This window comes from Streptomyces sp. NPDC051664 (assembly GCF_044453545.1).
Taxonomy (GTDB): domain Bacteria; phylum Actinomycetota; class Actinomycetes; order Streptomycetales; family Streptomycetaceae; genus Streptomyces.
Genome location: NZ_JBITCU010000001.1, coordinates 131,754 through 151,912 on the forward strand (window position 1 = coordinate 131,754; position 20,159 = coordinate 151,912).

General features: G+C 68.6%; 16 protein-coding genes. 6 read left to right on the plus strand and 10 right to left on the minus strand.

Going from position 1 to position 20,159, the window contains the following annotated elements:
• Positions 1–25: 25 nt before the first annotated feature.
• Positions 26–1,252 carry a glycoside hydrolase family 64 protein gene (locus ACIA8E_RS00655; protein WP_399292805.1) on the plus strand — a complete coding sequence of 409 codons (1,227 nt, stop codon included), beginning with the start codon at positions 26–28 and terminating at the stop codon, positions 1,250–1,252.
• Positions 1,253–1,332: 80 nt separating this feature from the next.
• On the opposite strand, the gene ACIA8E_RS00660 is transcribed toward ACIA8E_RS00655, so the two are convergent.
• Complete coding sequence (locus tag ACIA8E_RS00660; protein WP_399292807.1) at positions 1,333–1,857, minus strand: hypothetical protein; 525 nt, start codon at positions 1,855–1,857, stop codon at positions 1,333–1,335.
• A 237-nt stretch (positions 1,858–2,094) separates the two neighbouring features.
• Here ACIA8E_RS00660 and ACIA8E_RS00665 point away from each other — a divergent pair, with 237 nt between their 5' ends.
• From ACIA8E_RS00665 to ACIA8E_RS00685, 5 genes are all read left to right on the plus strand, one after another.
• A complete protein-coding gene (locus tag ACIA8E_RS00665; protein ID WP_399292809.1) occupies positions 2,095–2,712 on the plus strand; it encodes a YceI family protein in 618 nt (205 codons plus the stop codon).
• 130 nt (positions 2,713–2,842) lie between these two features.
• A complete protein-coding gene (locus ACIA8E_RS00670) occupies positions 2,843–3,496 on the plus strand; it encodes a class I SAM-dependent DNA methyltransferase (protein ID WP_399292811.1) in 654 nt (217 codons plus the stop codon).
• Positions 3,497–3,871: 375 nt separating this feature from the next.
• The gene (locus ACIA8E_RS00675) at positions 3,872–5,233 is read left to right on the plus strand and encodes an SGNH/GDSL hydrolase family protein (RefSeq protein ID WP_399292813.1); all 1,362 of its coding nucleotides are present in this window, start codon (positions 3,872–3,874) and stop codon (positions 5,231–5,233) included.
• A gap of 315 nt (positions 5,234–5,548) precedes the next feature.
• The gene (locus ACIA8E_RS00680; protein WP_399292815.1) at positions 5,549–6,448 is read left to right on the plus strand and encodes an aldo/keto reductase; all 900 of its coding nucleotides are present in this window, start codon (positions 5,549–5,551) and stop codon (positions 6,446–6,448) included.
• 150 nt (positions 6,449–6,598) lie between these two features.
• The gene (locus ACIA8E_RS00685; RefSeq protein WP_158711173.1) at positions 6,599–6,772 is read left to right on the plus strand and encodes a hypothetical protein; all 174 of its coding nucleotides are present in this window, start codon (positions 6,599–6,601) and stop codon (positions 6,770–6,772) included.
• A gap of 162 nt (positions 6,773–6,934) precedes the next feature.
• On the opposite strand, the gene ACIA8E_RS00690 is transcribed toward ACIA8E_RS00685, so the two are convergent.
• The 9 genes from ACIA8E_RS00690 to ACIA8E_RS00730 all read right to left on the minus strand — a co-directional run bounded on the left by ACIA8E_RS00690 (position 6,935) and on the right by ACIA8E_RS00730 (position 19,961).
• The gene (locus tag ACIA8E_RS00690; RefSeq protein ID WP_399292817.1) at positions 6,935–8,305 is read right to left on the minus strand and encodes a hypothetical protein; all 1,371 of its coding nucleotides are present in this window, start codon (positions 8,303–8,305) and stop codon (positions 6,935–6,937) included.
• Positions 8,306–8,367: 62 nt separating this feature from the next.
• A complete protein-coding gene (locus ACIA8E_RS00695; protein ID WP_399292819.1) occupies positions 8,368–11,469 on the minus strand; it encodes a glycoside hydrolase family 3 protein in 3,102 nt (1,033 codons plus the stop codon).
• Positions 11,470–11,624: 155 nt separating this feature from the next.
• Complete coding sequence (locus ACIA8E_RS00700) at positions 11,625–13,043, minus strand: GH1 family beta-glucosidase (protein WP_399292821.1); 1,419 nt, start codon at positions 13,041–13,043, stop codon at positions 11,625–11,627.
• Between the two features lie 27 nt (positions 13,044–13,070).
• Positions 13,071–14,084: an ABC transporter ATP-binding protein gene (locus tag ACIA8E_RS00705; RefSeq protein ID WP_399292823.1), complete on the minus strand. Its 1,014-nt coding sequence runs from the start codon at positions 14,082–14,084 to the stop codon at positions 13,071–13,073.
• Positions 14,081–15,058: an ABC transporter permease gene (locus ACIA8E_RS00710; RefSeq protein ID WP_399292825.1), complete on the minus strand. Its 978-nt coding sequence runs from the start codon at positions 15,056–15,058 to the stop codon at positions 14,081–14,083. The genes ACIA8E_RS00705 and ACIA8E_RS00710 overlap by 4 nt, the downstream gene beginning before the upstream one ends.
• Before the next feature lie 3 nt (positions 15,059–15,061).
• Entirely contained in the window at positions 15,062–16,042 is a 981-nt protein-coding gene (locus ACIA8E_RS00715) for an ABC transporter permease (RefSeq protein WP_399292827.1), read from the minus strand.
• Positions 16,039–17,085 (minus strand): ABC transporter ATP-binding protein, encoded by a 1,047-nt coding sequence (locus ACIA8E_RS00720; protein WP_383367930.1) that lies wholly within the window; start codon positions 17,083–17,085, stop codon positions 16,039–16,041. Before ACIA8E_RS00720 ends, ACIA8E_RS00715 begins: the two co-directional genes overlap by 4 nt.
• Before the next feature lie 20 nt (positions 17,086–17,105).
• The gene (locus ACIA8E_RS00725) at positions 17,106–18,782 is read right to left on the minus strand and encodes an ABC transporter substrate-binding protein (RefSeq protein WP_399292829.1); all 1,677 of its coding nucleotides are present in this window, start codon (positions 18,780–18,782) and stop codon (positions 17,106–17,108) included.
• 204 nt (positions 18,783–18,986) lie between these two features.
• Positions 18,987–19,961 (minus strand): LacI family DNA-binding transcriptional regulator, encoded by a 975-nt coding sequence (locus tag ACIA8E_RS00730; protein WP_399292831.1) that lies wholly within the window; start codon positions 19,959–19,961, stop codon positions 18,987–18,989.
• Between the last annotated feature and the right edge of the window lie 198 nt (positions 19,962–20,159).

Genomic DNA, 20,159 nt, shown 5'->3' on the forward strand with positions numbered 1-20,159 from the left:
GCCCCCACACCTCAGGAGTCCCCCCGTGATCTCGCGCAGACTGTTCCTGACGGGCGCCGCCGCCACCGCGACCGCGCTCACCTACCCCGCATGGGGAAGCGTCCTCAGCCCGCATGCGTCGGCGGCCGCCGCCACCTGCGAACTGGCCCTGGAGAACCGCTCGCTGCCCGGCACGGTCCACGCCTACGTCACCGGCCATGAGCAGGGCACCGACCGCTGGATGCTGCTGCGGGCCGACGGCAGCGTCTACCGCCCCGACTCCCCCGCCGCACCGCAGACCCCGCTGCCGGTCGACTGCGCCATCCCGCTGAAGCCGGCCGGCGCCGGACCCGTGGTGCTGACGCTTCCTCAGATGTACGGCGCCCGCGTCTACTTCGTACGCAACGACAAGCTGGACTTCTTCCTGAACCCCGGCCCCGCGCTGGTCGAGCCGGCGTTCGCGACGTCCGCCGACCCGAACTACGGGCGGACCTGGTCGTTCTGCGAGTTCACCTTCAACCCGCAGCAGCTGTACGCGAACATCAGCTACGTCGATCTGGTCACCGCGCTGCCGATCGGCCTGACGCTGGCGGGCGACACGACGCACACGGTCGCGCCGCTTCCGAACGGCGCCGTGCAACGGATCGCCGACGCCCTGACCGCCCAGGCGGCGGCCGACGGACAACCGTGGGACGAGCTGGTGACCCGCGGCACGGACGGCAGCGTGCTGCGGGTGATCTCGCCGCAGAACCTGATGGCACCGTATTTCGACCGGCCGGACCAGATGCCGTTCCGGGACCTGTTCACCGCACAGGTCGACCAGGTCTGGGAGAAGTACCGGGGTACGGATCTGCGGATCGATCTCCAGGGCGGTCGGGGCGTACGGGCCGGCCGGGTCGTCGGCGACATCCTGACCTTCGACGGCGGCCACACCTTCACCAAGCCGGCGTCGAAGGACATCTTCACCTGCAACCACGGACCGTTCACCAACAACCCCGGCGACTCCGACGACAAGAAGGCGCTGCTGGCGCGACTGGCGGCGGGCTTCAACCGGTCCCTCATGCTCTCGCACCCCGACCAGCCGAACGGCACGACGGTGGCGGACTACTACCAGGGCGCGGTGACGAACCACTGGTCGCGCGTGGTGCACGCGAACACCCCGATCGGGTACGCGTTCCCGTACGACGACGTGCGTCCCGAGGGTGAGCCGGACGTCTCCGGGGCCGCGAACGACGGCAACCCGCGGCGGTTCACGGTGAGCGTGGGCTCCTGAGCCCACGGAGCAGAACGGAGAAGAACAGCCAGGTGCCCCCGCCCGAGACCTTCCGGGCGGGGGCACCTGCGAGTACCGGCTCAGCAGCCGCCGCAGTTGTAGTACAGGACGTCCCAGTGGTTGCCCTCGTCCGCGTAGATGTTGCCGGAGCCGGACTGGTACTGGGGAGCGCCGTCACCACGGAGCCCTATGTAGCTGAAGACGCCGTGGATGTAGTTGGTGAGGCAGGTGGACTTGCCGTAGTCGAGCTTGTAGCCGTTCCAGTGCGAGTACGTACCGCTGGCGTGCCCGGTCTCGGTGCCACCGGTGATGTTGAGCGCGCAGCCGGTGGCGCTCTTCAGGGTCTGGGCCCCCTGGGCGGTGGCGAGGTTGAGCTGATCGAAGGACGTGCAGGTGGCGTTGTTCCGGTTCGAGCAGCCGCCGGAGGACGACCAGGTGATACCGGACGAGCTGAACCGGGAGGTGGCCTGTGCGTGCGTGAGCTTGGTGACGGCGTGGGCCTCGGTGGCGCCGCTGCCGAGAACGCCGACACCGGGGACGAACAGGGCACCGAGGACGAGGGCGAGGGCGGTCAGGACGGGGCGCAGTGTCATACGGGACACCATGGGGGACTCCTCCTGCTCATGACAACAAGGGCAGGGAGATAGTGCCCGAGTTCTACGCGCGTCCGCCAGAGGGCATCGGGTGCCGATGAGGCGAACGCCATCACCCCTGTGGACGCGCCACCGAAAACAGTCGGGCCCAGATGTTGAACTTTGAACTAGGTCCGGCTACAGTCGATGTCGTTGAAGGTTAAACAATGACCTCGACCCCCGCTCGATCAAGTCCCCCGAGGAGGAGCCATGGCTCTGTTCAACCGCAAGTCCGCCGCCGCCCCGTCCGCCACCGCCACCGCCGTGGACCCGGCCCTGACCGCGCTGACCGGCACGTACACGATCGACCCGTCGCACAGCAGCATCGGCTTCACCGTGCGTCACGCCATGGTCACCAACGTCCGCGGCTCCTTCGGCGACCACGAGGGCACGCTGACGCTGAACGGCGCCGACCCGCACCACTCCACCGCTTCCATCGACGTCAAGATCGCCAGCGTCGACACCGGCATCGCCGACCGCGACGGCCACCTGGTCAGCGGCGACTTCTTCGACGCCGAGAAGTTCCCGCGCATGACGTTCCGCTCCACCCACGCCGAGCAGCTCGGCGGCGACCAGTACCGCATCACCGGTGACCTCACCATCAAGGACATCACCCGTCCGCTCGCCATCGACCTGGAGTTCAACGGCTCCGCCACCGACCCCTACGGCAACGAGCGTGTCGGCTTCGAGGGCAGCGCGGAAATCCTCCGCTCCGACTGGGGCCTGACCTGGAACGCGGCGCTGGAGACCGGCGGTGTGATGGTCAGCGACAAGGTCAAGCTGAACTTCGACATCTCCGCGATCAAGGCCGCCGCCGCGCAAGCCTGATCCCCGGAAGCACTCCGACCCGAGCGCGCCCGTCTTCCACTCCCCCGCCGGGGAGGAAGGCGGGCGCTCGGCATTACCTTCCGTCACGGTTCCAGTGCTTTCCCGGGCGAGGAGCAATAGGGTCTGCGGCGTGGCCGAGCCGTCCTACCTACGCGAAACCCGGGTGTCCTACGACACCGTTGCCGCCGACTACGCCGAGCTCGTACCTCCCGCATTCGAGGCCGATCTGCTGGGGCGCTCGATGCTGGGCGCATTCGCCGAACTCGTACAGGGAGCCGGCGGCGGCCCGGTCGCCGACGTGGGTTGCGGACCCGGCCACGTGACAGCGCATCTCCGCTCCCTCGGCCTGGCGGCATTCGGTGTGGATCTGTCTCCGCGGATGGTCGAAGTGGCCCGGCGGGACCACCCGGGTCTGCGGTTCGACGTCGGAACGATGACAGCCCTGCAGTCGGCGCACGGCGAACTCGGCGGCATCGTCGCCTGGTACTCCATCATCCACACGCCGCCAAAGGTGCTGCCGACGGTCTTCGCAGAATTCCACCGGGTACTGACCCCTGGCGGCCACCTGCTGCTCGGCTTCCACGTCGGCGACGAACGACGGCGCAAGGAGAAGGGGTACGGCGGCCACGCGATGAGCCTCGACGTCCACCTGTTGCCGCCCGACCGCATCGCCGAGTCGGCGACCCGAGCCGGGCTCGTGGTGGACGCCACGCTGATCCGTGAGTCGGAAAGCGCGCCCATTCCGCAAGCCTGCCTTCTGGTGCGCAAACCGAGGAATTCATAACCGTCGGACGACAGCGGCACGAGTCGGTCAGGTCACGCGTCACGGCATCAATTCCTCGGTGTGCCGGCATTTTTCCAAGACGCCCCGGGAGCCGGTTGGAAATGCGCGGAGCCGTCGCTCCGCTCGACATGCGGACAACCCCGGTTCTGCGCACTCCGCACTCCGGACACGCGCGCCTCACAGGCATTTGACGAACAGTCAGTTCGCGATGCAGGCACCTTGCGTCGCATCGCACCCCTTTCCAACTCTTCGAAAGTTTCGACACTTCACCGACTCAAGTCTGATCCTGCAAGGCTTCTTGACACCCAGTAACCAGCCCGTTTACCGTCACCGCCACAGCGTGCGTGGATCATTGTGATGGAGGGGACGCAATCCATGGCCCGAAAGTTTTCGATCGCCGGCCTGACCGTAACAGTGGCTCTCGCGGCCACAGTGGCGACGGCCTCTGCTGTAGGAGCCGTGGGTACGGAGGGCGCCCACAAGGCACCGGGCCTGTCCGTTGACGCAAAACCGCAGCAATTGAACAACCACTGGGTGAATACCTGGACGTCGATGCCGCAGTTGACCGAGCCCGCCAATATGCCGCCCGCGCCGTTCACGCAGGACAATCTGGTCCTCGCCGACAGCACCCTGCGGCAGACCGTCCGCATGGCGGTCGGGGGACGGCAGATGCGACTGCGCTTCTCCAACGCGTTCGGGGGTGCGGCACTGCCCATCACCGCGGTCTCGGTCGCGCTTCCCGCCGGCGGGCGGGCCGGCGACAGTGCGATTCAGTCGGAGACCTCCCGGAAGGTGACCTTCCACGGCCGGTCGTCGGCGGTCGTTCCGGTCGGGTCGGAGATCGTCTCCGACCCGCTGGACTTCGAGCTGGAGCCCGGGTCCAACCTTTCCGTGACCATGTACCTGGCCGAGGGCCAGGCGTCCAACTCCATCACCTCGCACCCCGGTTCCCGGACCACGTCATTCATGCAGGCCGGCAACCACGTCGGGGACACGGACCTGGCCGGGGCGGCATCGACCGCTCACTGGTACTTCCTGAGCGGTGTCGAGGTGTGGTCCAGAGACACCACTGCGGCAGCTGTCATGCTGGGCGACTCGCTGACCGACGGCCGGGGCTCCATCACCGATATGAACAACCGCTGGCCGGACCAGCTGCAGGACAGGTTGCGGTCGCACCGGGACACCGCCGACACCGCGATCCTCAATCAGGCGGCCGGCGGCAACCGGGTACTGAACGACGGCCTGGGCCCCAACGCCCTGTCACGGGTGGACCGTGACGTACTGGCACAGAGCGGAGTCGAGTGGCTGCTCGTCTTCGAAGGCATCAACGACATCGGCACGGCCGATGCCTCGGAAGCCGCCCAGAAGCAGGTGGCGGACGATCTGATCGCGGCCTACGACCAGATCATCGTCCGGGCGCACACGCACGGGATCCGGGTGTACGGGGCAACACTGACACCCTTCGGTGGCAACACGCCGTACGACGACACGGACGGATACCGGGAGCAGGCCCGGCAGACGGTCAACAAGTGGATTCGCACCAGCGGCCGGTTCGACAGCGTGATCGACTTCGATCGCGCGGCGCGTGACCCGCAGAAGCCGGGACAACTCCTGCCGACGTACGACGACGGCGACCATCTGCACCTGAACCCGACCGGCTACCAGGCCCTGGCCGACGCCGTTCCGTCCCGGCTGTTCCGGCAGGAGCCGCTTCCGCAGGGCTTCGGCTTCAACTAGGGCCGAGCCGGTTCCGGCCCGACGCCAACAGCCGCACCACACATCCGTGGTGCGGCTGTTGGCGTCGGGTTTTCCGGGCGACGAAAAGCCGGAAGCGCGGGCGACCACTGGACGGGCCGTCAGTCCGGGCGATACCCTGCATACACGAAGATCAGAAAGGAAGACACACCTTCTATGGCTAACTTATCAGCTATCGAGCAGGGGCGCAAGCCATCGCGACCCGTGCTGCAGCCCACGTAAACCAGCCGCCAACTTTCCGGCCACGTGGCGATGTTGCCCCCACTGCGTCCCCAACTCCACCTGAAGGGTTACCTCATGGCCTCCGATACGATCACCGCGACAGCCTCTGGCAGCTGGAAGCTCGGTGACCTGACCGTCAACCGGATCGGATTCGGCGCGATGCGCCTGACGCAGATCGGCAAGGCGTTCAGCGCCGACAGTCCGTCCAGCGATCGCAGCCGGTCGATAGCCGTGCTGCGCCGCGCGATCGACCTCGGCGTGAACCACATCGACACCGCCGCGTTCTACTTCTCGCCGCTGCGCTCAGCCAACGAGCTGATCAACCGGGCGCTGGCGCCGTATCCCGAAGATCTCGTCATCACCACCAAGGTCGGTCCGGTGCGGGACGCTGCAGGCGCGTGGCGGACGCCGGCGAGGCCCGACGAACTGCGAGGCCAGGTCGAGGAGAACCTGCGCCAGCTGGGCCGCGACTATCTCGACGTGGTGAACCTACGCGTGATGGGCCAGGAGTCCATTTCCGAGCACTTCGGCGCGCTGGCCGAGCTGCGCGAAGCGGGGTTGGTCCGCCACCTCGGAGTCTCCGGTGTCACACCGGAACACCTCGCCGAGGCACAGGCCATCGCCCCGGTGGTCTGTGTGCAGAACCGGTACGGCATCGACGCGCACAGCGCGGACGACGACGATCTCCTGCGGGCCTGCGGCGAGATGGGCGTCGCTTTCGTGCCGTTCTTCGCGATCGCCGGCGCGGGACGCGAGCAGGGCGCGAACGCCGCGGGCGACGACGAGCTGCTCGCCGTCGCCCGCGCACACGGAGCCACGGTCGCGCAGGTCCGACTGGCCTGGACGCTGCACCAGGGCCCGCACGTCCTGGCCATACCGGGCACCGGCGATCCGGACCACCTGACCGCCAACGTGGCAGCCGGAGCGCTGCGGCTCTCGCGGGACGAACTGGCAGGGCTGACCAGGAACCGTTGACCCCATTGGGCTCTCTGGAGTCGCTGGTTGTACGAACACGGTGTGGTCTGGCATTGCGCACCGCGATGAGAAGCGGGCGCCGGCTGGCGCAGCCCGTGCTGAGACGCCGGGACGGCTCCTGTCCGTGTACACCGAGAAACGGAGAACTCAATGCCGCACAACGAGGGTCAGCGCGTGGAGTACCTGGACCAGGAGAACAAGAAGTGTCAGGGCGAGATCACCAAGGTCAGCGGCAGCGGACCGGCGACCACCTACACCATCAAGAACGAGAAGACGCACCGTGACGACAAGGTCCGGGAAATGCAGATCGAGCAGGATCTGTAACAACACCTGCCCCCGCTGATGCGCTGCCCGGACCCGCCTACGCCGGGTCCGGGCAGGCCGCTGATCCTGGGAAAGTACGAGGGCGTCCGCACCCGCGTGAAGCGGCTGTGCGGTCGCCCTCGTCGCTGAGCACAGGGACCTGCCGGTGCGCAGCTTCAGCTCTCAGAAGCCGCCGCCACCGAAGTCGCCGCCCCCACCGAAATCGCCACCGCCGCCGAATCCTCCGCCGTCGCCCCCGCCGCCGAAGTCGGACGGGTCGAAGTCGGAGCCGGAGTAGTCGCCACCCGAGTAGTCGCCGCTGCCGAAGTCGCCACCGCCGTAGTCCGCCGCGTAGGCCGGGGACGAGAGCATCGAGCCGAGCAGCGTGCCCACCAGCAGGCCGGGGAGCAGGCCGCCGCCGAAGTAGCCGCCCGCCCAGGGACCGTACGCCGGGCCTGCCTCCCAGTACGGGCGGCGACGGCCGTCACCCGTGTCGACGGTGCGGCTCAGCGGGTCCTCGCCGTCGCGCAGCCGGATCTCGTCCACGCCGCAGACCGGGACCTCGCGCGGTGCGCCGCCGGACGGCGTCCACAGGGCATCGGCCACCGAAGGGCCGTGGCGCGGGTCGAAGAAGCACGGTGGGCGGCGGTCCGGGAGGGGGCTGCCTGTGCGGCGGGCTTCCAGGACGGCCAGGGAGAAGCGGCCGTCCTCCAGGGCCTGGGTGACCCCGCGCACGTCGGACGGGTGCTGGGCCTTGTCCATACGGGACTTCGCGCTCTCGTACGAGTCGAGTGCCCGCTCGTAGTCGGCGCGCATCGCGTCGTCGGCGCCGGTTTCCGCCGGGTGGAAGTCGAGGCGGTCGAGGGTCTCGCCGTATGCGGTGATGTCCTCGTCCACGACGACCCGCAGCTTGTCGAGCGCCGCCCGTTCCTCCTCCGCCTTGCGGCGGCGGTTGCGGCGGACGATCGCGTACGCGGTCCCACCGCCGATCACGGCGAGCGCGCCGACCGTGATCAGTGCGGTAACGCCGGATCCCGTGTCGTTCGAGCCGCCGCTCCAGGAGGCGGGGGCGTGGCCGCGTGCCTGGGCGACGGCCTGGTCGACGAAGGTGCTGAGCTGGGTGGTGGCGTCCGTGGCGGTGCCGGGGGCCTGCAGCGCCGCGGAGAGGTTCTGGCGGGCCGTGACGGACATGACCGACCGGTCCGCGCCCAGCCTGAACGTGTCGCCGAGGCGGATTCCGTACACGCCGGTGATCCCGGTGTCGTTACGCAGCGTCCGCAACACCGTGGCCTCGGGGAACGCGGAGGTCCGCGGCAGCACAGCCACGAAGACCGGCTTGTCCGCGTCCTTGATCTTCTTGGTCAGGGCGTCGGCCTGGCTCGCGGACAGCTGGTCCGCCACTGCCGGATCGACGTACACCGGGCCCTGGCGCAGGGCCCGGGCCACATCGTTGATCGTCGTGGCGCTCGGCGCAGCCGGGGACATGGCGAGCATGGCTGCCGACAGCATCAGCAGCAGGCCGGCCAGCAGGGTCGGGAACAGCCTGTTCCGCATATATCGACGCTAACCCAGGTGGGCGACAATTGCTCCGCCCACCTGGGTCAGCCCCGTCTCTGTTACCGCTGTGCGGCCCGGTACGCCGTCCTCAGCTGGGCCACCGCCCCGGTCAGATCACCGGTGAGCAGCAGATGGTCCGCGTCGGCGAACGGCTTGGACACCGCCGCGGTCGGCTTCCCGCCGATCTTCTGCTGCACCAGCAGGCGGGCCTGGTCGACGATCGCCTTGCCGGCCTCGGACTTCCCCAGCCCGGCCTTTTCCGCGAGCTGTGCGGCGACAGCGAGCGCGCCCAGGGTCAGTTCGCCGCCCGTCGGGGCCTTCTTCAGCGTGGTCAGGCCCCAGCCGTACGGGAACTGCGGGTCGTACGTCGCGTCGCCGACGTTGATCGGCAGCTGCGACTCGGACTTCGGCCAGGTGACCGGCAGCTGTCCGGTGAAGGCACGCTTCCCGTACAGCACGTCGGCCACTCCGTCGCCCTCGGTGCCCGGCAGCCAGGACGCGACGAGTCCGTCGATGTCACCGAGCCGGTCGCCGATGAGCTGCGGGCGGCCGGAGACCACCAGGACCGCGCACTTCATCGCGGCGCAGACCTTGTCGATCGCGGCCTTGTCGGCGGCGGTCAGCTCCAGGTCGTTGCCGTTGCCGACGTCACCGATGCCTTCGGCGTACGGGGTCTCGCCGACCACGACCACACCCACGTCGTAGCCGTCCGTGGATGCCGAAGCGTCCTTGGAGTAGGTGACCGAGGCCGCGTCCGTGGCGTCCTTCTTCATGGCCTCCAGGATCGTCGTACCCGTGGTGATCCTGCCCGAAGAGCCCTGCCAGCTGACGGTCCAGCCGCCGGCCTGGTTGCCGATGTTGTCGGCGTTGGACCCGGCGACGTACACCTTCTGGGATGCCTTGAGCGGCAGCACTCCGCCGTCGTTCTTGAGCAGGACCTGCGACTTGGCCGCTGCCTCGCGGGCCACCGCGCGGTGTCCGGCCGAGCCGACCTGGTCGATGTCGGCCGTGTCCGCGTACGGCTTCTCGAAGAGGCCGAGCCGGAACTTCTGGGTCAGGATGCGGGTGACCGCGTCGTCGATCCGGGCCTGGCTGATCCGGCCCGCGGTGACCTCGTCCTGGAGCGTCTTCGTGAAGTCCTGGTACGCCGTCGGGACCATGATCATGTCGAGTCCGGCGTTGATGGACGTACGGACGTCGCTGGCGTAGTCGCCAGGGATCTGGTCGATGGCCTGCCAGTCACTGATGACGAAGCCCTCGAAGCCCATCCGGTCCTTGAGCACGCCGTTGATCATCTCGGCGTCGGCGTGCATCTTCACCGGACCCTGGTCGTCGCCGATGATGTCGAGCGAGGAGTACGACGGCATGACCGTGCCGACTCCGCGCTTGACGGCCTCCTCGAACGGGGCGAGGTGCACGGCTTCGAGCTCCTGCCGGGTGACCTTCGTGACGCCCTGGTCGATGGTGTACGAACCGGTGGTGGACGAGCCGAACTCCGTACCGCCGTCGCCGACGTAGTGCTTGGCGGTGGCCAGGACCTTGTCGTTGCGGTGCAGGTCCTTGCCGGACGCGCTGCCCTGCATGCCCTGGATGACCGTCTCCATGGACTCGACAAGTGCCGGGTCCTCACCGTACGACTCGTAGGAGCGGCCCCAGCGCTCGTCGCGGGTGACGCAGAGGCAGGGTGCGAAGTCCCACGGGATGCCCGTCGCGCGGACCTCGTCGGCGGTGACCGCGCCGGTCCTCTCGGCGAGCTTCGGGTCGCGGCCGGCACCGATGCCGATGTTGTGCGGCATGATCGTGGAGCCGATGACGTTGTTGTGCCCGTGCACCGCGTCCACGCCGTAGATCAGCGGGATCTGGAAGCGGGTCGCCTGCGCCCGGAGTTGGTAGGCGTCGACCATCTTCGCCCACGCCTCGGGTGTGTTCGGCGTCGGGACGGAGCCGCCGCCGGAGAGAAGCGAGCCGAGGTCGTACGTGGCGATGTCACCCTGCGACTTCAGTGCGTTGCGCTCGGCCTGCGTCATCTGGCCGGCCTTCTCGGCCGGCGACATCCGGGAGAGGAGGTCGGCGACGCGCTTCTTCACCGGGAGCTTCGGGTCGAGGTACGGCAGCCCATGGGCGTCGATGACGACCTGCGGGTTCTCCTTGGGCGGTTTGGCGCCGGTGACGGTGAGTTCGAGCGGGATCGTCTCCGCGGACTCGGCTGCGCCGTCCTTCCTGGTGGCCACCGAGATCCGGTGCGAGGTCCCGGACGCGGTGCCTGCCGGGAAGGTGTACGTGCCGGTGACCGGCGTGTAGTCCTTGCCGGCCTCGGCGCTGCCGCCCTTGGTCTCGTACGCGACGGTGACGGGTTCCTCGATCGGTACGGAGCCGGTGGTGGCGACGGAGACATCGATGTCCGCCGTGCCGCCCTCCTTCACCGTACGGACCGCCGCGTCCGTGACGACGCTCGCCTTCAGGGCCGCGTCGGCCTTCCCGTACAGCTCCACACCGTCCATGGCGAACGAGCCGGGGGCCCCGGTCGGCAGCGTGACGGCGTAGCCCCACATCTCGTCGAGGCCGAGGACCTGGTCGATGCCGCCGACGGGCTGGTAGTCGGTGCGGTACGTGAAGTCGGTGAACGGGATCTCGACCTGGTGCCAGCCTTCCCAGTCGTCGGTGAACGACGTGGTCCACAGCTCGGACGCCTCGCCGTTGGCGCCGCCGTCCTTGATCTCGAAGTTGATCCTCTTGCCCGAACCGGGCGGCAGCGGTGCGGTGTTCTGGCCGTACCACCAGAAGCGGATGCCCTTGTGGGCCGACCAGTCGTGGGCGGGCTGGTCGGCGGCGAAGTCGTGGCTGAGGCCGCCGTAACCGCTGATGTTGTACGTACCTTCGAGGACCTTGGCGCCCTCGGGGGCGTCGGCGCGGTCCTTCAGGGCCAGGGTGGGCGGGTCGTCGGAGTCGCCGCCCCAGGTGAAGATGCCGTCGGCGGGCTGGTTGGCGAACGGGACCTCGCCCTCGAAGCGGTCGACGAGGACGGGCGCCGGGTCGTCCGCCGTCGCCGCAGTGGCACTCGGGACGGCTCCGGCGAGCAGCCCGGCGAGGACGGTGACGGCGGCCAGCGCGGCCGTCGTCGGTCTGGCCCGGCGGCGGGCGCGGTGGGTGCGTGGTGGCATTGCGGCTCCTTCGGACACTGAAAAAGTGCTTCTGCTACGTCTTCTGCTCGACTCGCATCCAGTCGGTCTCCGCCCTCACACCGCCCTGCGCGATGCGGTCGACGCGGGGCTGCGGGAGGCATCGGCAGGGCTGGGAGACCTGGTTGTTGCCGCAGTTACGCGCCGCGGGTGAGGCGGATCGTGTCGCGGTACCACTTGGCGCTGTCCTTGAGCGTCCGCTCCTGGGTGTCGTAGTCGACGCGGACGATGCCGAACCGCTTGTCGTAGCCGTAGGACCACTCGAAGTTGTCCATCAGCGACCAGGCGAAGTAGCCGCGGACATCGGCTCCTTCGGCGCGGGCCGCAGCGACGGCGGCGATGTGGTCGGCGAGGTAGGTGGTGCGGTCGGCGTCATGGATCTCGCCGTCCTCGGAGACGGTGTCGTCGAACGCGGCGCCGTTCTCGGTGATGACGGTCGGGATGCCGTAGTCCTTCTGCAGCCGCACCAGCAGGTCGGTGAGGGCGGTGGGGGTGATCTCCCAGTCCATGGCGGTACGCGGCAGGTCACGCTCGATGCCGCGGGTGACCGGCAGGCCGTCGGCGTCCACCGGGGACCCCTCCTCCGTGACGCCGGAGAAGAGCGTGCCGCGGTAGAAGTTGACGCCGAGGACGTCGAGCGGGGTGGAGATTATCTCCAGGTCGCCGTCCTGGACCGGGAGTTCGACGTTCTGCAGGGCGAGGTCGGCGATGACGTCCTCGGGGTAGACGCCCTTGGCCACCGGGTCCAGGTAGAGGCGGCGGCCGAGCCCGTCGGCGCGCCGGCAGGCCTCGGCGTCCTCGTGGCTGTCGGTCTCGGGGGTGGCGGTGCCGAGGTTGAGCGTGATGCCCAGTTCCAGGTCGTTGCCGCGGGCGGCGGCGGTCTCGCGGATGTGCCGGGAGGCGAGCCCGTGGCCGAGCAGCAAATGGTGGACCGCGTGGATCGCCTCGCCGAAGTTCGTACGGCCGGGGGCCTGGTTGCCGTACGCGTACCCGAGCATGGCCGAGCACCAGGGCTCGTTGAGCGTGGTCCAGTGCTTGACCCGGTCGCCGAGCGCGTCGTAGGCGAGGGCGGCGTACTCGGCGAACCGGTACGCGGTGTCGCGGGCCGGCCAGCCGCCCGCGTCCTCCAGCTCCTGCGGCAGATCCCAGTGGTAGAGGGTGATCCAGGGGGTGACGCCCTTGGACTCCAGCTCGTCGATCAGCCGCTTGTAGAAGTCGAGGCCCTTGGCGTTGGCCGGGCCGCGGCCGCCGGGCTGGATGCGCGGCCAGGCGAGCGAGAAGCGGTACGTGTCGACGCCCAGGTCCGCGATCAGCCGCACGTCCTCGGGCATCCGGTGGTAGTGGTCACAGGCCACATCGCCGTTCTCGCCGCGGACGACCATGCCCGGCACCCTGCAGTACGTGTCCCAGATCGACGGGGTTCTGCCGTCCTCGGCGGCCGCTCCCTCGATCTGGTAGGCGGCGGTGGCGACGCCCCAGCGGAAGTCGGCGGGCAGACCGGTAACGGGCTCGGCGGCGATCTCGCGAGCGTATCCCTGAGGGATGACGAGGTTCATGGTTCTCCTGTGGTGTGCGTGGGGTCTCTACGAGCGGGGGGCGGCGGTCGCCGGGGCCGGCTGGTGCAGCCAGCAGGCCACCGTGCGGGAGCCGTCCCCTTCCGGCCGGTCGAGCACCGGCACGTGGGTGGCGCACGGCTCGAGTGCCTTGCCGCAGCGGGGATGGAAGGCGCAGCCGGCCGGCATCGCGGACAGATGCGGGGGCGAGCCGGGGATGCCGGTGAGTTCTCGGCGGGGACCGTGCAGAGCCGGGAAGGAGTGCAGCAGGCCGTCGCTGTAGGGGTGGCGGGGGTCCTGGTAGATGTCGGAGGCACCGGCCTCCTCGACGATCCGGCCGCCGTACATGATCGCGATCCGGTCCGAGAACTCGATCAGCAGCGAGATGTCGTGCGTGATGAAGACGACCGAGAAGCCCAGCTCCTCGCGGAGCTTGACCAGTTGGCGCAGGATCTGGCGCTGCATGACGACGTCCAGGGCCGTCGTGGGCTCGTCCATGATGACGATCTCGGGCTCCAGCGCAAGCGCCATCGCGATCATCACGCGCTGGCGCATGCCGCCGGAGAGCTGGTGGGGGTAGGCGGAGAGCCGGTCCGCGGAGATGCCGACCAGCGTCAGCAGCTCCTTCGCGCGTGCGGTGCGTTCGGCCCGGTTCATCTCCGGTCGGTGTGCCTTGAGCACGTCGGTGAGCTGACTGCGGACCGTGTGCACCGGGTTGAGCGAGTTCATCGCTCCCTGGAAGACGATCGACAACTCCTGCCAGCGGAAGGCGCGGAGCTCGGGGGCGGTCAGGGTCAGCAGGTCGAGCGCTTCGCCGTCGCGCCGGTGGTAGTGGACCTCGCCGCCGGTGATCACTCCGGGCGGCGAGAGGAGGCGGGTGACGGCGTACGCCAGGGTGGACTTGCCGGAGCCCGACTCGCCTGCCAGGCCGAGGACCTCGCCGCGGTGCAGGGTGAGGTCGATGTCGCGCAGCGCGTGCACGGCGGCGTCCCCGGTGCCGTAGTCCACGTTCAGGCCGCTGATGGTGAGGACGGGCTCGCTCATGAGCGGGTCTCCTTCTCCGTGGTACCGGTCCGTGCCACGGGGGTGAAGCCGACCCGCATCCGGACCTTCCGGGACGCGCCCGTCTCCGTGCGCAGCCGCGGGTTGACGAACTCGTCGATGCCGAAGTTGATCAGGGCGAGCGACATGCCGAGCAGGGCGATGCAGAGTCCGGCCGGGACGAACCACCACCACGCACCCTGGGCCAGTGCCTGGTTGGACTGCGCCCAGAACAGGACGGTCCCCCAGTTCCAGTTGGAGATGTCGGCGACGCCGATGAAGGCGAGGGTGATCTCGGACAGGATCGCGAAGATCACCGTGCCGACGAAACCGGACGCGATGACGGCCGTCAGGTTCGGCAGGACCTCGAAGAGGATGATCCGCCAGGTGGACTCGCCGGTGGCGCGGGCCGCTTCGACGTAGTCCCTGCGGCGCAGCGACAGCGTCTGGGCGCGCAGGACGCGCGCGCCCCAGGCCCAGGAGGTGAGGGCGATGACGGTGGCGATCAGGAGGTCGCCGGTGTCGGAGACGAGACTGGCGATGATGATGATCAGCGGCAGCCCCGGAATGACCAGGAAGACGTTGGAGAGCACCGAGAGCAGCTCGTCGGCGGTGCCGCCGAGGAAGCCGGCGCTGACCCCGATCAGTACGGACAGGATCGTCGCGAAGATCCCGGCGACGAAACCGACGACCAGGACGCCGCGGGTGCCGACGAGGATCTGCGAGAGCACGTCCTGTCCGGTCTGTGTGGTGCCGAACCAGTGCGCTCCGGAAGGCGGTTGGAGCAGTGCATTACTCATGCTGTCGGGGTCGTAGGGGGCGATCCACGGCCCGATGACGGCGACCACGACGAAGAAGAGCAGGATCCCGAGGCCGACGACGGTCTTGCGGCCGCGCAGGAAGCGGAGCCTGCGCTTGCTCGGCGCCGGGGTCTCGGTCGCGTCGAGTACGGCGACCTCGGCAGCGGTGACGGCCATGTCCTAGGCCTCCCTTCGGGTACGGGGGTCGAGGACCATGTAGATCACGTCGGCGAGGAGATTCGCCGCGAGGACGGAGAGCGTGATGATCAGGAAGATGCCCTGCATCAGGGGGTAGTCCTTGGCAGCCACACCCTGGAAGAGCTGGTAGCCGATGCCCGGGTAGGAGAAGACCATCTCCACCAGCAGCGTGCCACCGACGATGAAGCCCAGGGAGAGGGCGAAGCCGGAGATGTTGGGCAGGATCGCGTTGCGTGCCGCGTATCCGAACATCACCCGCCGCTCGGAGAGCCCCTTGGCCTGGGCGACCATGACGTAGTCCTCGCTGGACACCGTCACCATCATGTTCCGCATGCCCAGGATCCAGCCGGCCATTGCGCTGAGCACGATCGTCAGGCCCGGCAGCGCGGCGTGGTAGAGCGCGCTGGAGACGAACGGCCAGTCGAAGGCCGGCACCAGGGCGTTGTCGTATCCGCCCGCGGCCGGGAAGAGCGGCCACTTCACGGCGAACAGCGCGATCGCGATGAGTCCCAGCCAGAAGTACGGAATGGCGGAGATGAACGTGGTCACGGGCAGCAGGCTGTCCATCCAGGAGCCGCGCCGCCAGCCGGTGAAGACGCCGATGCCGGTGCCGAGCGCGAAGCTGATCAGGGTGGTGACACCGACGAGCGCCAGCGTCCACGGCAGCGACTGACTGATCACCTCGCTGACCGGCGTCGGAAAGAAGGTGAAGGACAGCCCGAGGTCGCCGTCGAGCAGATGTGACCAGTAGTCGGTGTACTGCTCCCAGAGCGACATGTGTTTGTCGAGACCGAAGAGCGCCGTGAGCGAGGCGATGGCACTGGTGTCGAGCTGGCCCTGGAAGCGGGAGAGGAGCGCCTGGACCGGGTCCCCGGGCATCAGGCGCGGGATCAGGAAGTTGATGGTGATCGCGGCCCACGCGGTGACCAGATAAAAGGCGAGCCGTTGCAGCAGATACTTCACTTCGCAGCCTCCTTCTGGTGGTCGTCGGCGGCTTCCGCGGCTTCCGCGTACAGCCAGCAGGCCGCCCACTGGCCGTCCGCCAGGTCGAAGCGCGGCGGCAGTTCGGTGCGGCAGCGCTCCATCGCCTTCGGGCAGCGCGGGTGGAACCGGCAGCCGGCCGGCGGGGCGATCAGCGAGGGCGGTTCGCCACTGCCGGTCTCCTCCTGTTCCTCCTCGGCGACCACCCGGTCCGGGTCGGGTGCCGAGGCGATGAGCAACTGGGTATAGGGATGTGCGGGGCGCTGGGTGACGGTCTCGCTGTCCCCGCCCTCGACGATCCGCCCCGCGTACATCACGAGCGTGGTGTCCGCGAAGTAGCGGGCGGAGGCGATGTCGTGGGTGATGTAGAGGATCGCCAGATGGAGGCGTTCCTTGAGGTCCCGCAGCAGGTTGAGGACGCCGAGCCGGATGGAGACGTCGAGCATCGAGACGGGCTCGTCGGCCAGGAGGACCTTCGGGTCGGCGCCGAGCGCTCGGGCGATGGCGACGCGCTGCCGCTGGCCACCGGAGAGCTCGTGCGGGAACTTGTCGAGGTACTGGGCGGCAGGGGTGAGCTGCACTCGTTCCAGCAGTGCGGCGAGTTCGGTCCCGGTCGCCTCCCGGCCGTGGATCTTCAGCGACCGGGTGAGGTGGTAGCGCACGGTGTGCACCGGATTGAGCGAGGCGAACGGGTCCTGGAAGATCAGCTGGACCTGTCGTACGTACGAGCGGAAGGACCGGCCACGGCCCGCCTTCACCGCCTTGCCGCCCAGCCGGATCTCACCCTCGGTGAGCGGATACAGCTGGGAGAGCAGCCGGGCGACGGTGGATTTCCCGGAGCCGGACTCCCCTACCAGGGCCGTGACGGTGCCGCGCCGCAGTTGCAGCGAGACGTCGTCGACGGCGTGGACGGTGCGGCGATGGCGTGCGACGAGATCGCGGCCGGTGCGGCGGACGGGGAAGTGCTTGGTGACTCCGCGTGCTTCGAGCACGATGTCGTCGGTCTGATCGGTGGTGGTGGTCATGGCCGGTCCGTTTCCCCGTACTACTTGGAGGGCTTGAGCTTCAGCACGATCTGCAGCGCTGAGGGCTGCGTGTGCTGCGGCGGGGCGTACGGGTCGGCCTCGGTGGGCCAGCCCACCCAGTTCTTCGTGGAGTACTCGGCTCCGATGGGGGCGGCGGCCGTCGGGATCATCGGCGCCTGCTCGACCATGATCTTCTGGAGCTTGTTCATGGCCGCGGTGCGGGTGGCCTCCTCGGTGGCGTTGGCGAAGTCCTTGAGCGCCTGGGTCGCCTCGGGGCTCTTGAAACGGCCGAAGTTGCCTGTCTGGGAGGCCTTGCCGATGGGCTGGAGGATCGCGCCGTCCATGATGTTCTGGTACATGTCGTACGGGGTCGCACCGCTGTTGGTCCAGTGCAGGGTGGCGTCGAAGTTGCCGTTTGCGACGTCCGCACCCCAGGCCTCGGCGGTCTGCGTCTTGACCTTCGCCTCGATGCCGAGTTGCTTGATGTTGTCCTTGATGATGGAGAGCCCGGTGATGTAGTCGTTCCAGCCGGCCGGGTCGGTGAACGTGAGCTTCACCGGCTTGCCGCTCGGGTCCTTGAGCACGCCGCCGGAGAGCTTGAACCCGGCGTCGTCGAGGACCTTCTTGGCGCCGGCCACATCGGGTGCGGTCGTGGCGCTCTTGTACTCGGGCGCCAGGAACGAGTCACCGGCGGGCAGCGGGATGCCGGTCGGGTTGGTGATCTCCGGGTAGAGCGTCGCCTCGGCCTGGGTGTAGATCGCCTTGCGGTCGACGACCATCGCCATGGCCTTGCGCAGCGCCGGGTTGTCGAAGGGCTTGCGGGCGGTGTTGAACCACAGTCCGTGGATGCCGAGGCCCGAGGGGAACCACAGCTTGTGGTTCTTGGGGTCCTTGTTGATGAACAGTTGCTTGTAGTTCGGCATGAAGACGAACGACCACTCGAGCTTTCCGCTCGCCAGCGCCGTGGTCGCCGCGCTGTTGTCGTTGTACGCGCTGTACCGCAGCTCCTTGACCTTCGTCGCGCCCTTCCAGTACGTGGGCGTGGCGGTCAGCGTGGTGGTCTGCGGGGTGAACGTCTTGAGCTTGTACGGGCCGGAGCCGACCGGGTTCCGGTTGGGCCAGGTCTCCGGGTCCTTGACGCCTTCCCAGATGTGCTTGGGAACGATGAAGGTCTGGATGATCTTGTTCTGGTTGACGTACTGGGAGTCCTTGAAGGTCAGGACGACCTTCTTGCCCTCGATGGCGACGCCGTCGAACGGGATGCCGTTCCAGTTGAGCGCCGAGTGCGTCTTCAGCAGGTTGAACGTGTACTCGACGTCATCGGCGGTCAGCGGCTTGCCGTCGGCCCACTTCGCCTTGGGGTCGAGGCTGAAGGTGACCTTGGTGAAGTTGTCCTCCCACTTCCAGTCGGTCGCCAGCCACGGCTCCGCCTTGTCCGCGGGCTTGATCTGGTTCGTCATCGCCAGCGGCTCGTAGATCATGTAGCGGTAGCCGAGCGTGGCGCCCGCCGAGGTGTTCAGGAACGGGTTGCTGTTGTTGGTCTGCGGTCCGTCCGGCTTGCCCAGGGTCAGCACGCCGGAGGCGCCGCCACCCCCTTTGTTGGCACCCGAGTTGGCGGACGAGCAACCGGTGGCGAGAGCGACCACGACGGTGGCTATTGAGAGCGCTCTCAGTACGGGGCGGCGGCGTGCGGACATGGCGACTCCAGGAAGGACTGCGGGTCCTGAGGATCCGGGACGGAGGGCGGTCGGCGCTCGGCGCGCCGGGTACGGATGGTGCGGGTGGAGCGGGTGGAGCGGGTGGAGCGGGTGGAGCGGGTGGAGCGGGTGGTGCCGAGGGTGCGCGGGGAGGCGCGTAGGCGACAAGAGGTGCGGCGGCCGGGAGGGAGCCCGGCGGGACCGCTACGGCGCCGAGAGGCGCACGACCAGTTCGGTGGGCAGCACGACCGGTCCGTCGGGGGTGGCCGTGCCGCCGAGATGGGAGAGCAGCAGCCGCGCGGCCGTCTCACCCATCTGCCGGGTGGGCTGGCGCACGGTGGTCAGCGGTGGTTCGGTGTGCTCGGCCATCGGGATGTCGTCGAAGCCGACCACGGCGATGTCGTCGGGCACCGACCGGCCGGCCGCGCGCAACGCCCGCAGCACGCCCGCCGCGCTGATGTCGTTGTGCGCGAAGACCGAGTCGAACTCCGCGCCTTCGGTGAGGAGTTGTTCCACGGCCTGCCGGCCGGACCGTTCGGTGAAGTCCCCGTGCACGACGAGATCGGTCGGCAGGACCGTACGGAATCCGTCCAGCCGGTCGCGTACACAGCCGAAGTGCTGGGGGCCCGTGAGAACCAGGGGCCTGGTGCGTCCGGCGGCCAGCAGATGGCGGGCGGCGGACGCGCCTCCTTCGTGATTGGTGGTCACGACGGAGGGGAACTCGGGGTGGTGGCCGCGATCGTCGATGAGCACGATCGGCAGGCCACCGCGGTGCAGTGCGGTGAGGTGGTCGAGGGTGTTCTCGGGTTCGACGACGACGAGTCCGTCGAAGGCACGCGCCGACACCTGGCTGGTGAAGCGCTCCACGGACTCGGCACCCCGGTTGCAGGTGAAGAGCAGCAGCCCGTAGTCGGCGGCCTCGACGGTGTCGACGACACCTTGGAGTACTTCGCCCATCCACGGCCAGGCGAGCGAGGGCACCAGCATGCCGACCGTACGGCTGCTGCCGCGGGCCAGTCCGACGGCGCCCGAGCTGGGCACGTAACCGAGCTGTGCGATCACTTCGCGAACACGGGCCGCCGTTGAACCGTCCACCTCGCCCTTGGCGTTGATGACCCGGGAGACGGTCGTCTTGCTGACGCCGGCCTCACGGGCGACATCGGCGATGGTGACACGCATCGGGGGCCTCCGGGACAAGGCGGAACAGGGGTGCGGTACCGGTACCGCAACCGGTTCCGGAACCGGTACCGGCGTTGCGGCGTGAGTTAACCCCGCTGGAACAGTGCCGTCAATACTTCACGTCGACATTGGTCCGTACCCATATCCCCAGCAGGCAGGACGCGTTGCGCGTTCAAGTCATGAACGCGCGCCCCCTTG